Genomic DNA, 13,307 nt, shown 5'->3' with positions numbered 1-13,307 from the left:
AAGGACAATTAGAACATCACTCCTTTCACGGTAACTATTAAGTAGATAAGCCATATTAAACTTACTTATGAACTGTCCTATATCCATCATCTCATATTTAAAAATGACATATTATGCAACTTCTGCATAATATGATTATTGTTATATTGTGTTAATCTTCTATAAGCAAAATCGTACTCTACGTTAAAGATTTGCATTACTTGCATAATTGTTTGTGTTGTATGATTATGTATCGGCAATGCCTCCAACATATAAGTAGGAATACAAGCGTGGTACATAAAATTGTCTGCCTTGAATTCCTGGTATTCACGAAATAGGGGATACATATGAAATTGATCGCCTGTATGAAACAGGACATGTGATAGTTCATGGCAAAAGTCTTGCCATTGTTGCTGTGGCGATTGATTTTTATTAAGGAAAACATAATAACGACCATCAATAAATAAGGCTTGACTCTTATCTGACCAATAAAAAAATTTCAAACCCATTCTAAAGGCTATTTCTTCAAAACTCAGTAGAGTAGGGTCTGTAATACCCAAGCGAGTGTAGAACTGTTGAACATAATCTTCAAGATGTGTATAGTGCATGTAAATCAACCCCTAAAAAGACAACAAAAGAACGTATGTTCTTATTTAATATACAATAAAACCCCACTTTTGGGAAGTGGGGTTACAAAGTTTTTAAATACAAAGAGATATCTTTTGGATCTACTTTTTTTGAAAAGAAAATAAATTCTTCTCCTTTATTTGGCTTGGCAATTGAATAATTCAAACAATATTGATGTGGCTTATAGTTTTTATACATTTTTTCCACTTGTTCCGCTATATCATACGTTAAGATCCAATAACGATTTCTCATTAATTTCTTAATATTTTTAGCCAATTCAACATGATCATCATGTTCATAGAAATTTGTGTAAAGATCAGGTCCTTTCACATAGTATGGGGGATCGAAGAATGTAAGTGAGTTTCTCGTGTGCTTAATGACCTTAGAGATAAAATGCTTTGCATCTTCGTTATATACTTTTATATCATTAGCTCTAGTTGCAATCGCTTTTATGCGTTTAATTATTGTAACTTTATTAAATCGACAATCAAGTTTGTAATCCCCTTGTTGGTCTTTTCCACCGATTACACCAGCCTTTATAATCCCAGAACGATTTGTACGATTTAAAAAAAGGGTAGAAAAGGCCAAGTCTAATTCATATGCAGTATCTTTGTTCAATTGAACTTCTCTTTGCCTATACCATTCTTCTATTGTAATTTCTGTATTTTCTATAAGATTAATAAGTGCTTCATGATTGGTTACTATTGTATTCCAAAGTGCATAAATACTTCTATCATAGTCATTAATAATAATCCGTTGTACATCATTATTTAATAAGAGCCTAAGAGCCACAGCTGCCCCACCAGCAAACGGTTCTATATATGTTGTTAAATTATTTTCCTTTATTAAATATTGAACATATCTGTACGTTTTATTTTTTCCACCAGGGTAACGTAAAGGAGAAGGGTTAGCCATATTTATCACCTCACTTTATATTTTAAATAAATAAATTTTTTTAACCTATACAATGGTTAAGGCCAAAGAGTTACTCTAATACCATGAGCTAGCGCAGTTTTCTTAAACATACTCCTGAAATCTTCAAAAAACGAATTTATTGCCTTAGAATTTTGTGGGTCTTTAACCCAAAATTTAAATAATTCATTAAAAAAGTAGTGATGTTCATTAAATAATTTTTTATACGCTTCTCTTCTTTTACCTTTTGACTTAGAAATTTCTTTTAATTGTAAAAGCCCTCTTTCTATTTCTTCATGTTTTAAAATGATATCTCTGCGTACCACACTTTTTTGATAGCCATTTTTTATTACCATACTTGTAGCATCCCAAAAATTTTTATAGTAGTCTTGTGTCTCATCATAAACATCTGATAAGTATTTTAACAGAAGTGCTTCAGGATTATCATTACCTGGAAGTACTATAATGTTATTAGTTAATGACTTTCGTGAATGTTGATCACCATCTAAAATACATATAGATCGTAAAAATTTATTTGATAAAATATAATCATTAAATATATTTAAAAGTGCTTCAGAGCTTAAGTTAGCTTCAACAATATGAAAATTTCGAATAACTCCAGGGAAATAATCTGTATTAGCTTCAGCGTAATGATCAAATAAAACTTTTAACATCATTCTTGCTTCAGCATCTTCTGTAAAAATAGGGATTTTACTATTTTGTTTCATCTGCATTGCTGTTTGTTCTTGTAAAAACATTTTAATGGACATTATGTCTAAATCCTGACTAAATGGAATAACGGTGTTACCTGAATCCAATAAGTAAATAACATTATCTTTCATATCTAAAGAGTACTCTAAAAGTGAAAGACTATGACTTGTACCAATAAATTGAATTTTATATTTCTCAGAAAAATCACGTATTAGCTTTAACAATTTTACTTGATAAGAAGGGTGTAGTGTAGCATCAATTTCATCAATCAAAAGTATACTTTGAATCGGACTAATTTCTTTAGTTTGAATAGCTTCATAATAAAATTTTAAAGAAATTAAAGCTGTAATAATCATATACAGATTATCTTCTCCAGCTGATATAGTATTCGAATCTACACCTTGAATATCGGATTTGAAATCAGCTCTATGTTTTAAATTTGCCACTTTATGGTATGTATTTTCTGTAACTGTAATACCTGTGAACTCGTTGAATATTACATTAATCTCTTGTTGATAGTTTTCAGGTAACTTCTGCTTAATATTTTGTAATTTTAAGTCGCGTATTTCTTTATTTAAGATAGCTTCAACTGTTGATAGATGCTCATCTGGGATTTTTTTCTCAAGTAATTTTTTTATTCTTTCAACATCAATATCATTATACTCGCCAAAGGAAATCAATCTCGATAAACCTAAATAGATAATTGGTATTTCAGGTAATTTGTCAGTACCTTGTTTTTTATAAGCTGGCTTTAATGAATATCGATCAGAACTTTGAGAATTATGTTTTCTGAAATCTAAAGTAGAATCATCTGTATAAGTTACCTCAAATAATTTACCTTTATAGTTCGGAGCTGGATCATTGTACTCTTTATCTCCTCTTGTCAGTGTCTCAACTTTCGGATTCATTAAAGTATTGATGTCCTGAATAATGTTTAGACAATCTTGTACTTCTTTAGCAACTTTTGTTTTCACAATTTTTTGATACGAGTTGCTGACCAAGTATAATATAGAGGTTTTACATGTTCCGTTTGTTCCAGAAATTAAATTAATTTGTTGATTAAAATCAAATGTAAGGTTTTCAAGTTTCCTATACTTTAAAATGTCTAGGCTCTTAACCATATTCATCACTCCCTAATTCTATATTAAATTCAAATTAGTCTTTATTTATCGGGTAAATATACCTACTTTAATAGCAAAAAAATATGTAACAAAAATACATAATATTTACAAAAATAATGCTGTTTAAAGGACATGCTACCTCACATGCCCTGAATTAGAATTCCCCATTATCCTTCAAAATCTCCCACATCTTACGCAGTTTTTCTAAGTCCTCTTCCTTAGATTTAGGTAGCTCTTTGTACCATTTTTCAAGAGTAGGATTGTTAACAAAAGCCTGAAACTCAGCTTCATCTTTTTCTTGTTGTGAAAGGGGAGCTGGATTATTTGTATTACCTAATAGGTAATCAGTTGTTACATTAAAAAACTCTGCTAATAACTTTAAAGTATCGAAATCTGGTTGAGTTGACGATGTTTCGTAACGGGCATATGTAGATCTGTTAATAGCTAATCTATCAGTTAGTTCTTTTTGAGATAATCCCCGCTCAATACGGAGTTTTTTTAGAATTTCACCATATTTCATAATCAAAACATCCTCCTCTCCTCTCATTATAGGTGAAGTTTTTGCACATTAAAATATTTGTGAAGAAAATACACAAAAAGTATTTACTGTGCAAAAAATGCACGTTATTATATGTGTAATAAATGCACAAAGGTGGTGGTAATTATGTGGCACAAAATTGTGCAAGAACGTCGTAAGTCATTGCAGATGTCACATGAACAAGTTGCAAATTTATCTGGTATTGAACGTTCATATTATACAAAAATTGAAAATGGCCTACGACCAAGTGTAAAAGTTGCACAATCTTTAAGCAGTGTATTAGATATTGAATGGACAATTTTTTTTGATGAAAATTGTGCAAAAAATGCACAAAATGTATTTGCATAATACCTCAAGTATTTTTTCGTCGTAATAGCTTCCAAACGGCAGTTATGCTAATCATCAGCGAAAGGGCAATGTTCTACGGAATATTGAGGGGTTGCTTAAAAAATGAGCAGACCGAAACATCCGCAAAATAAGCAGTCCTATTGAAGGAAGGGGGTGCCATCTGAAATGGCTATACAAGAAAATGATTTATCTCTAATGGTTTTAGAGAAAACTGGCCTTAATAAAAAGGTTTTATTAGATAGGTATGATCGTATGGCACAAGACACGTTCCGAAAGAGAACAATGTATTGGGATATTGATGATCTAGTTAGAGAAACTAGATACAGTAAAGCTTCATTAGAAAAATTTATTATTTGTGATCCTCGTATGAAGGAAAATCAAAGGCAGCTTGGACCAAGATTTAAACGAGTATGGTTATCTGAGCCAACTGCCATTGTTTTAGAAGAAATACTTAATAATTAATTTCAATAAAACTACCCGGACAGGTACGTAATATTTTGAGGAAACAAGGTAATAGGAGAGGCCAGGGCAAATGGCCTCTAGATAAAACAAACTACCAATCTAGTAAAAATTCAAGAGGTAGGGGCAACTACCTCTCATCTCAATACTAAAGCTAACTTCATAAAGAAACTATGCAACGGTTGCATAGTATGCACAATACGCATAAAAAGGATGGATAAATATGGACTTTGACATTGGGACATTAATAAAAAAGTGTCGTAAGAAAGCCAAGCTTTCACAAGAGGCTTTTGCAGATTTGATGCACACGACACAATCAACGATTAGTCGTATAGAACAAAATTTAATTGCTTGTGAGGCTAAATTCTTAGCTAGAGCAGCAGCAGTCACAAATTCACAAGATGTTGTTGTAGCTACATTGTTTAGTACTGATGCAGCACTTCAATTTTTACAAACAGTACCTATGTTTATTGGAGGAATGTTCTTATGGATATTGTAGAAAAATTAAAACTGAAAATAGCTATGTTAGAGGCTTGTAATGAGGATTTATTAGTGGCTATTGGCGTTCATAACGAGAGAGGGGAGTATCATCTTTCAGCAGAATGCATGAGAAAAATCAAGAAAGCAACATATGATATTGAGAGATTAAAAGCCCATTTACTTGACCAACAAAATTTCCTTTGGGTTATTAAAGATTTACAAGAAAGAGGACTACTTAGTGAGGTGATTAAAAAGTATGCGTATCAAGCCTAGAGCGTGGCGCCACATGACATTAAAACAGAGGTTAATTTATGTACATTTCTTTTGTGATAAAAAGTTGTTGGAGAAATTAATTGGCAATAAAAAGACTGTTTAATCATTGCGGGATTAAACAGCCAATAAACTATGGAATATAGGAACATTTTAGCATGAAAATTGAACGTTTGCGAGTGTTATCTCGCTCTCGTCAAGCAGCTTACAGTACCGTCTCCCTACGGTATAGCTTTGCCACTGCGAGTTGCTTGATGGGACGCCATAAGAAAGAAGGTGGGAATCATGAGTATTGATCAATTCAAGCCAAAGGTGCGAGAGGTACGTATAGACACAGAAGTGTTTGAGGAACGATTTGCTGAGTATGACATCATCAGTGAGTTTACCGGGATCATACTTACATTAGTAGCAATTGAGGACAATGTACGCTACACAAGCTTTGTCACAAAATCATATGCAGAAGTTTTACGTAAACAAAAGGAGGTTATAGCGTGAGACAACTTATTGAAGTCGAGAATCCGATGGTGTTAGGAAGAATTGAAGATGTAAATAGTGTACCCACATTTCGATATATAGAGACAGATTTCCGTGATATCTATGGTAGTTTAATAGTTTTCAATGATGATTACATGGAGTTTTCAAATGGGGATATCGTTCATCTAGATAACATCCATACTTATTTAGAGGATAATTATAATGCCAAATTTTGCACAAAAAAATAAACCACTTGGCAGAGTGGCTTACAAATCAATTATTAGAGCAATTATAGCGGACTATAGGAGGAATTTCAATGAGTAACTTAGCAGAACAATTTAATAATCCAATTCCTTTTCAACAACCACAAGGGGTACTAGCACAAGCTAGTTCCTCCCGTGAGATGGAAGAAGTTAAAGGACAAATCTTCATGGCGAAACAGTTTCCTAGAAACGTATTCCAAGCTGAGCAACGTGTATTAGACACTTGTAAACGTCCGGCACTAGCGCAGGTTGCAATGTATCAATATCCTCGAGGTGGACAACGTATAACAGGTCCGTCTATTAGATTAGCTGAAGCTATTGCACAAAACTGGGGCAACTTATCCTACGGCATTCAAGAACTAGAGCAACGTGAAGGTGAATCGGTAGCAAAAGCGTTCTGCTGGGACCTTGAAACGAATGTCCGACAAGAAAAGGTTTTTACCGTCAAGCACTCTATGAAAGCCAAAGGGACTATAAAAAAATTAGATGATCCACGTGATATTTATGAAAAAGTAGCAAATGATGGTGCTCGCCGTTTACGTTCATGCATTTTAGGTGTAATACCAGGTGACATAATTGATAAAGCGATTGTTCAATGTCACGAAACTTTAGCAGGAAATAGTCAGGGGCCATTAAAAGATCGTATCGCAAATGCATTACGTAGTTTTAAAGAACAACATCGTGTAACACAAGAAATGATAGAAGCAAAGTTTGGTTACAATGCTGACTCGTTCACTGAATACGACTATGTAGAGTTAATCAATATTTTTAACAGTTTAAGAGATGGAGTAAGTAAGGTAGAGGATTGGTTTAATAAGGAGATTGCTAAAAACCAATCAAGTGGTTTAGGGGCTGATTTCCAAGCGCAATCAGATTCAAAAAAAGAGGTGAAATCAGATGCACCAAACGACATTCCAATTGAGCAGCCAGAATTACCACTCGAATGAGGCAAATCAACAATACATGTCTGTGTCACAGTTTAAGAGCGCAATGGAATGTGAAGCTAGAACATTTGCAGAGATAAGGGGCGAGTTTTCTCGTCCTCCTTCTACAGCATTATTAATAGGTTCCTATTTACATGCAGCATTTGAGAGTGACAAGGCATTTACTGAATTTCTTGAAAAGAACCACAACAGCATTTACGGTAGCAGAGGTGGTAAATATAAGGATTATGAAAAAGCGGATGACATGATTGAGACCATTAAAAATGACGAGTTTTGCATGTTCGCATTACAGGGCGGAAAAGAGGCCATTTACACAGGAGAATTATTCGGAGTAGAGTGGAAAATCAAAGTTGATAACATTAATCATGATCGTGGATTTTTCAGCGATTTAAAGAGTACGCAAGAGCTTAGTAAACGATACTGGAGTGAGAAATATAATACTTGGGTTTCATTTGTACAAGCCTTTGATTATGTGCTGCAAATGTGGGTCTATCGAGAGATCATTTTTCAAAATACAGGGCGTTACTATGATCCATACATTGTGGCAGTTACAAAAGAATCGCCACCTGATAAAGCCGTTTTACATTTCGATTCAGAGCGTTTCTATTTCGAGAAAGAATATGTTCAAACAATGTTGCCAAGCATCATAGATGCCAAGCTAGGGCGTAGAAATCCACACAGGTGTGACAAGTGCGAATTTTGTCGAGCAACTAAGAAACTTAATGGCACATTTGAAATTGAATATCTACTAGATTAGGTAGTGCAGATGGATGAATAACATACAACACAAAGTCCTTCTACATGCTGGGATATTTGAGCAGACAAGAGGGAACAACGATGAAATCAGACGCTTGGTGTTGGGATGTAGAGCTGAGCTTGTCATTTCTTGCGCTTACCCGGGAAATTTTTTTACTTATTTGCTAACGTGCTCCTAGTAGTTAAGAAAAAAATAAAAAATTGCACTGGTTAATGCTTAATAATATTAATAATTAGAATATTGCGATAAATGGAGAGTCGAGGGCTAATGGCTAAATTCAGATATGTCTATACAACTTTTTGGAACGATCCTCGTGTGGTTGAGGAAATGACAGCAGAGGCCAAGTACTTCTTTCTGTATTTGCTGACAAATGAAAGTACGACTCAAATTGGCATCTATCAAATTACTAAAAAACAAATAGCTTTTGATATGGGCTACTCAATGGAAAGTGCTGGCGCGTTATTACAACGCTTTAGAGACCATCACGAGCTTATTAAATACAACGAGGATACTCGGGAAATAGCAATTAAAAACTGGGGTAAATACAACCTGAATCGTGGTGGTAAACCAATTCTTGATTGTGTGAGATCGGAACTAAAAGAGGTCAAAGATACTTCACTTATTCAATGGGTTGGTGAGGGAGTCCCGAATGATTCAGTACGTAACGTTTACGAATCGTACTACGATACGTCAGAAAATGAAGAATCCAGTAATGATGCGGGTTCTTACGATACGTCGACGATAAGTGGACAAAAAGAAAAAGAAAATAAAAAAGAAAAAGAAAATAAAAAAGAAAAACAAACAACAAACAACAGAGGGTGAAGTCGGTCAGTCGTCAGTCACTGAGGAACAATTAACTTTCTTAACTAAATTCTATGATGAAAACATTCAAAGGGTATCAGGATATATTTGCGAATGCATTGAACATATGGCATTTGAAAATGATCCAGCTCTTGTTTATGAAGCCATGAAAATTACTGCACTTCAACAACCAAACAAACCAATGCAGTATACGGGACGGATTTTAGCAAACTGGAGAACGGATTTTATAACAAATGTTGAGCAACTAAAGGCCAAGGAAGAAAGAGAGAAAAACAAGCGACAGCAATCCAGTCAATCCTCTTATCAAAAATCAAAAGGTAGAACAGAGGTAGTACCTGAGTGGTTTGCTAATCGAAATGATAGTGAAGAACCAAAATTAGCTACTGAGAATACTAGCAACACCATAGATTTCGAGGCTGAGAGACAAAAGGTTTTAGAAATGTTAGGTAAGAAAGAGAGTGTAGAGGCTTGATTAATCGAGTAGTTTTAGTTGGCCGACTTACAAAAGATCCTGAGCTTAAATATACACCAAACGGCATTGCATCATGTCGCTTCACGGTTGCAGTAAACAGGACATTCCAAAATCAACAGGGTGAACGTGAGGCAGACTTCATCAATTGCCAGGCTTGGCGCAAGCAAGCTGAGAACCTAGCAAACTTCATGAAGAAAGGTAGCTTAATAGGTTTGGAAGGGTGAATCCAAACAGGCAGCTATGAAGGGCAAGATGGCAAGCGTGTGTACACTACGGACGTTGTAGCTGACAGCATCCAATTCTTAGAGCCGAGAAACAGCACAGGAGGCTCACAGGGCACATCAAACCACGAATCTAGTACAAATACAGGTGGACCAAATCAAACGGCTCCACAGGGGCAATACGGCGGTAATAACAACCAGCCAAGTTATACAAGAACAGATGAAGATCCGTTTGCTAATAGTAAGGGACCAATTGAAGTTAATGAGGATGATCTCCCATTCTGAAGTAGGGGTGTTACTGATGATAACGAAAAAACCTAACAAGAAAATCATTGGAGCTAAAACAAGGGCAGCGCTTGAGAAACAAATCAAAGTTGAGGAACGTGGCCGTTGGTATCCAATCAGTGATATTAAATTTTATGATCATGAACCAAAGCCATATCAAGTCTTAATGAAATTCGGAAAAGGGGCAGGGAACATTGAACTTAACAAAACTATTTGAAACACAAGCAGCATTGGACGAGCACATCATGCAGGAGCATCCAGAGTTACGAGGGCAAAACAATCTTGATTGGAAGCTGTTAGCGTTACAGGTGGAGCTTGGTGAATGTGCTAATGAATGGCGTGGTTTTAAGAAATGGAGTAAGGACCAGGAGCCACGGACTTACGTAAGTGTAGATGTTTGTAAAAATTGTGGAGGCACAGGTATTCCATTAGGAGGTATTGAGGGTGGAGTAGATTGTTGGAATTGTGATGGAAATGGAGAAATTACTAAAAATCCTCAACTTGAAGAGTATGCAGATGTTCTGAGTTTCGTTTTATCTATCGGTAATGAAATGCAAGAGAGCCTAGATTTATTTAGTTATTTATTTTCTGATGAATACAAGCAAGAAATAGATGTATGTGATCAATTCAGAAAACTGTTTAGAACAATATCTTTGTTAGAAATGCATAGAAATATGGTGAATTTCGGTAATGTGCTAGCTGATTTGATGGGGTTAGGGAAAGTGTTAGGATTTACAACTGACCAAATTGAATCTGCTTACTACGCTAAGAATAAGGTCAATCACGCTAGACAGGAGAGTGGGTATTGATGAAAAAAGACCTCACAAATGCCCAAGTCTCAATCCTACTTGAAATTGATGGACAAGTACATTTAGTTGGTTTCGAAAAAGAACTTTTAGAGACAATTACATCACTCGTAAAAATTGCAGCCAACGTAGCAGTGCCAACAGGTAAATCACAAGTTGAATTAAGAGAATTTTTGAATTGTAACTAAAATACACGCTGCTGGTAGAACGGCATTAGGTTGTTTTATCAGCAGACTTCTAAGAGTGCTAATAAGGATGTGGAAAGATGAAAAGGATATTAAACTATCCTGGCTCGAAATGGACCATGGCGAATTGGATTATAGATCATATGCCTGCGCATGAAGTATACCTAGAGCCCTTTTTCGGAAGTGGAGCTGTATTCTTTAATAAACAAAAAAAGGTTGTTGAAACAATAAACGATATAGACTGCAGATTAATAAATATGTTTACGCAAATGCGTGATAATCCTACAGAATTAGCTCGCCTTACTCATTACACCTTGTATTCAAGAAAAGAGTATGAATTATCGCAAGAAAAGGCATCGAATCCATTAGAAGATGCTCGCAGGATGTTAGTCCGATGTTGGATGGCGATAGGAGGTAAAACTAACTCAAATGTTGGATGGCGCAGAAACGTAAGTGAGAACGGTCCATACAACACTTACGAATGGCATGATTTACAAAATCGAATATTTGATGCTGCAGCTAGATTAAAAGATGTGCAAATCGAATGCAAGGATGCTGTACAGCTTATCAATGAGTACAATCGTCCAAATGTTTTGATCTACGCTGACCCACCGTATGTGCATTCTTCTAGGGTATCTAAGCATTACGAAAACGAATACTCAGATACAAATCACATTCAGTTACTGCAGGTTCTAAAGGAACATCAAGGTCCAGTTTTACTTTCTGGTTACGATAGTGATCTTTACAAAGATATTCTGCAGGGATGGAATCACAAAACTTTTGAAATTAAAACAGGATTCACTGGTGATAAACGGAAGACTGCAGTTGAAGTTTTGTGGATTAATCCAATTGCTTTCGAAAGTACAAAACAAATGACTCTTTTTGAAATCGTTTAGGAGGGCAAACATGAGCAAAGCAAAATACGGCAACAAGAAAGTTGTACATGATGGAATTACATTCGATTCAGCAATGGAAGCAAAATATTATGATCATTTGAAGCATTTACAAGGACAAGGCATTGTGACCTCCTTTGAATTACAGCCTAGATTCGTATTGCTGCCGAAGTTCGAAAAGAATGGCAAGAAATATCGTGAGATTGGTTATAACGCAGATTTCACAGTGCATTATGCAGATGGTCATACAGAAGTCGTTGATATCAAGGGAATGGTTACACAGCAATTTGAATTGAGGAAAAAGTTGTTCGAATACCGTTCTCCTCACACATTAAAGCTTCTAACGTATTCAAAGATTGATGGTGGTTGGATAACTCATGATGATCTTAAAAAGGCTAGGAAAGCGCGTAAAGAGGCAAAAGCAGGGTGATGGAAATGAATACAGTTCGCGAGGAAATCAAACAACGTAGAGCTAGGCTAATCAATCAGCAGGACCACATAGCTTCTCTAAAGTGTAAAGGGTGCCCGAAAAAGAGAGCCTATGATCCTACCAAGAAATGCAGAGGATGCAAGGTATATAGGGAGCTACATAGCATCGGTAAAGAGCTGGAGCAGATTAGTAATTTGCGTAGGTGGGCTAAGTGAATATTCGAAAGATTGCTTGATGAGATGATGATTTGATAATTATTGGAATAATAGATAAAGAAATATGTGTATTGAAGAGTAAAAGGGAGGATTTTTCTCCTCCCTTAATATGCCTTACTTATAAAATCTTGCATCAAATAGACCAACGGTAGCATCATTTCCAGTACGTTCTTTTTTAATTAATTTAAAGCCAATTTTATTGGCACCTTTAAGTTTTAATTCGATATTCTTTGGCATTTCACCAGCAGAAATTGTATAGGTTTCTTGTAATTTCTCATCAAGATAAACCTCCAATTTTAATTCTGTAGATATATTTTTACTTTTTTCAGTCAATCCAAAAATAGTTTTAAAAGTGTTGAATTGACCATTTAAAGGAAATTCAAGCAATGACCATTGATCACCCCTATAATTAGCTGAAATTGTAATGTAGTTGCTGTAATCATTTCCAATATTATCAGAAATTGTTTTTTGGTTAAATGAATAACTATATAAATCGTTAAAACCTACTTCGCTTTGGAAGTTCATATAATCTAGATCTCTTCCAGGGTAAAAAGCAGATTTTTCACTAGTTTTCCCTATATTTATTGTTTGATTAGCGCTATCCCATTCCACTGGAGATCCAAGTTGCTCACTAATGAAGCGTAATGGAACATAAGTAGTACCATTGTATGTAAAAGGTTTGTTTTCTGGCATCTTAGATACCTGGTTAATCTTGATATCTTTGACATTATAGAAAACTTCGAGTGTTTTACTATTAGAACTAGCATAAACACCTGCACTTCCTAATAGGAGCGCACCTGCAACTGAAAATCCGATTAATTTTTTTTTCATAAATATCATTCCTCCATAAATCTAATTGAATGAGACATATTGCTCAAGTGTAATGGTTCTTTATTCGTTGTTTATTAATAAGATTAAAGAACCTTTTTACTCATAATATTATAATGTATTGGACAATTTTAGCAAGTTTAATATTTTTTTAAAAATAAGGAAGGTATATGTGTTTACTTTGTTTATATGTATTAGCTCTGTTTAATCGAATGAATCATTAAAGAAAAGAAAAAGCCGCAGCGTCGTCACACGCTACAGCTCGAA

At 34.9% G+C, this 13,307-nt stretch carries 20 protein-coding genes and 1 pseudogene; 16 read left to right on the top strand and 5 right to left on the bottom strand.

Annotated features, from left to right (window positions below; all coding sequences use genetic code 11):
* Positions 1 to 86 precede the first annotated feature (86 nt).
* The 4 genes from PI85_RS21845 to PI85_RS21830 all read right to left on the bottom strand — a co-directional run bounded on the left by PI85_RS21845 (position 87) and on the right by PI85_RS21830 (position 3,870).
* Complete coding sequence (locus PI85_RS21845) at positions 87 to 587, bottom strand: ImmA/IrrE family metallo-endopeptidase (protein WP_036126267.1); 501 nt, start codon at positions 585 to 587, stop codon at positions 87 to 89.
* Between the two features lie 82 nt (positions 588 to 669).
* Entirely contained in the window at positions 670 to 1,521 is an 852-nt protein-coding gene (locus PI85_RS21840; protein WP_036126265.1) for a DNA adenine methylase, read from the bottom strand.
* 56 nt (positions 1,522 to 1,577) lie between these two features.
* Entirely contained in the window at positions 1,578 to 3,350 is a 1,773-nt protein-coding gene (locus PI85_RS21835; RefSeq protein WP_036126263.1) for an AAA family ATPase, read from the bottom strand.
* A gap of 154 nt (positions 3,351 to 3,504) precedes the next feature.
* Positions 3,505 to 3,870, bottom strand: a complete 366-nt coding sequence (locus PI85_RS21830) for a helix-turn-helix domain-containing protein (protein WP_036126260.1) — start codon at positions 3,868 to 3,870, stop codon at positions 3,505 to 3,507.
* 144 nt (positions 3,871 to 4,014) lie between these two features.
* Between PI85_RS21830 and PI85_RS21825 the strand changes: the two genes are divergently transcribed.
* From PI85_RS21825 to PI85_RS21750, 16 genes and pseudogenes are all read left to right on the top strand, one after another.
* The gene (locus PI85_RS21825; protein ID WP_036126257.1) at positions 4,015 to 4,236 is read left to right on the top strand and encodes a helix-turn-helix domain-containing protein; all 222 of its coding nucleotides are present in this window, start codon (positions 4,015 to 4,017) and stop codon (positions 4,234 to 4,236) included.
* Positions 4,237 to 4,401: 165 nt separating this feature from the next.
* Positions 4,402 to 4,698 (top strand): hypothetical protein, encoded by a 297-nt coding sequence (locus PI85_RS21820; protein WP_036126256.1) that lies wholly within the window; start codon positions 4,402 to 4,404, stop codon positions 4,696 to 4,698.
* 220 nt (positions 4,699 to 4,918) lie between these two features.
* Positions 4,919 to 5,194 (top strand): helix-turn-helix domain-containing protein, encoded by a 276-nt coding sequence (locus PI85_RS21815; protein WP_036126254.1) that lies wholly within the window; start codon positions 4,919 to 4,921, stop codon positions 5,192 to 5,194.
* The gene (locus PI85_RS21810) at positions 5,182 to 5,448 is read left to right on the top strand and encodes a hypothetical protein (protein WP_036126252.1); all 267 of its coding nucleotides are present in this window, start codon (positions 5,182 to 5,184) and stop codon (positions 5,446 to 5,448) included. The genes PI85_RS21815 and PI85_RS21810 overlap by 13 nt, the downstream gene beginning before the upstream one ends.
* Positions 5,449 to 5,730: 282 nt before the next feature.
* Positions 5,731 to 5,940 carry a hypothetical protein gene (locus tag PI85_RS21805; protein ID WP_036126250.1) on the top strand — a complete coding sequence of 70 codons (210 nt, stop codon included), beginning with the start codon at positions 5,731 to 5,733 and terminating at the stop codon, positions 5,938 to 5,940.
* Complete coding sequence (locus PI85_RS21800; RefSeq protein ID WP_036126249.1) at positions 5,937 to 6,167, top strand: hypothetical protein; 231 nt, start codon at positions 5,937 to 5,939, stop codon at positions 6,165 to 6,167. Before PI85_RS21805 ends, PI85_RS21800 begins: the two co-directional genes overlap by 4 nt.
* Positions 6,168 to 6,235: 68 nt before the next feature.
* Entirely contained in the window at positions 6,236 to 7,129 is an 894-nt protein-coding gene (locus PI85_RS21795; RefSeq protein WP_042737457.1) for a hypothetical protein, read from the top strand.
* On the top strand, positions 7,080 to 7,883 hold the full coding sequence (locus tag PI85_RS21790) for a PD-(D/E)XK nuclease-like domain-containing protein (RefSeq protein WP_036126248.1): 804 nt from the start codon (positions 7,080 to 7,082) through the stop codon (positions 7,881 to 7,883). The genes PI85_RS21795 and PI85_RS21790 overlap by 50 nt, the downstream gene beginning before the upstream one ends.
* Before the next feature lie 267 nt (positions 7,884 to 8,150).
* Positions 8,151 to 8,705 carry a hypothetical protein gene (locus tag PI85_RS24750; RefSeq protein ID WP_200886591.1) on the top strand — a complete coding sequence of 185 codons (555 nt, stop codon included), beginning with the start codon at positions 8,151 to 8,153 and terminating at the stop codon, positions 8,703 to 8,705.
* Positions 8,629 to 9,177: a DnaD domain protein gene (locus PI85_RS21780; RefSeq protein ID WP_036126246.1), complete on the top strand. Its 549-nt coding sequence runs from the start codon at positions 8,629 to 8,631 to the stop codon at positions 9,175 to 9,177. The genes PI85_RS24750 and PI85_RS21780 overlap by 77 nt, the downstream gene beginning before the upstream one ends.
* A pseudogene (gene ssb / locus PI85_RS21775) lies at positions 9,174 to 9,683 on the top strand (single-stranded DNA-binding protein). Before PI85_RS21780 ends, ssb begins: the two are co-directional and overlap by 4 nt.
* Before the next feature lie 16 nt (positions 9,684 to 9,699).
* A complete protein-coding gene (locus PI85_RS21770; protein WP_036126242.1) occupies positions 9,700 to 9,900 on the top strand; it encodes a hypothetical protein in 201 nt (66 codons plus the stop codon).
* Positions 9,878 to 10,492 (top strand): dUTP diphosphatase, encoded by a 615-nt coding sequence (locus PI85_RS21765; RefSeq protein WP_036126240.1) that lies wholly within the window; start codon positions 9,878 to 9,880, stop codon positions 10,490 to 10,492. Before PI85_RS21770 ends, PI85_RS21765 begins: the two co-directional genes overlap by 23 nt.
* On the top strand, positions 10,492 to 10,677 hold the full coding sequence (locus tag PI85_RS21760) for a hypothetical protein (RefSeq protein WP_036126237.1): 186 nt from the start codon (positions 10,492 to 10,494) through the stop codon (positions 10,675 to 10,677). The genes PI85_RS21765 and PI85_RS21760 overlap by 1 nt, the downstream gene beginning before the upstream one ends.
* 77 nt (positions 10,678 to 10,754) lie before the next feature.
* Positions 10,755 to 11,570: a DNA adenine methylase gene (locus PI85_RS21755; RefSeq protein WP_036126234.1), complete on the top strand. Its 816-nt coding sequence runs from the start codon at positions 10,755 to 10,757 to the stop codon at positions 11,568 to 11,570.
* A 10-nt stretch (positions 11,571 to 11,580) separates the two neighbouring features.
* A complete protein-coding gene (locus PI85_RS21750; RefSeq protein WP_036126230.1) occupies positions 11,581 to 11,997 on the top strand; it encodes a DUF1064 domain-containing protein in 417 nt (138 codons plus the stop codon).
* 329 nt (positions 11,998 to 12,326) lie between these two features.
* On the opposite strand, the gene PI85_RS21740 is transcribed toward PI85_RS21750, so the two are convergent.
* Positions 12,327 to 13,043, bottom strand: coding sequence for a copper amine oxidase N-terminal domain-containing protein (locus PI85_RS21740; RefSeq protein ID WP_036126226.1), 717 nt, complete (start codon positions 13,041 to 13,043; stop codon positions 12,327 to 12,329).
* Positions 13,044 to 13,307: the final 264 nt, after the last annotated feature.

It is taken from the genome of Lysinibacillus sp. A1, from assembly GCF_000801965.1.
Classification (GTDB): domain Bacteria; phylum Bacillota; class Bacilli; order Bacillales_A; family Planococcaceae; genus Lysinibacillus; species Lysinibacillus fusiformis.
The sequence above is the reverse complement of the archived record's forward strand: the minus strand, read 5'-3'. Positions and strand labels throughout refer to the sequence as shown.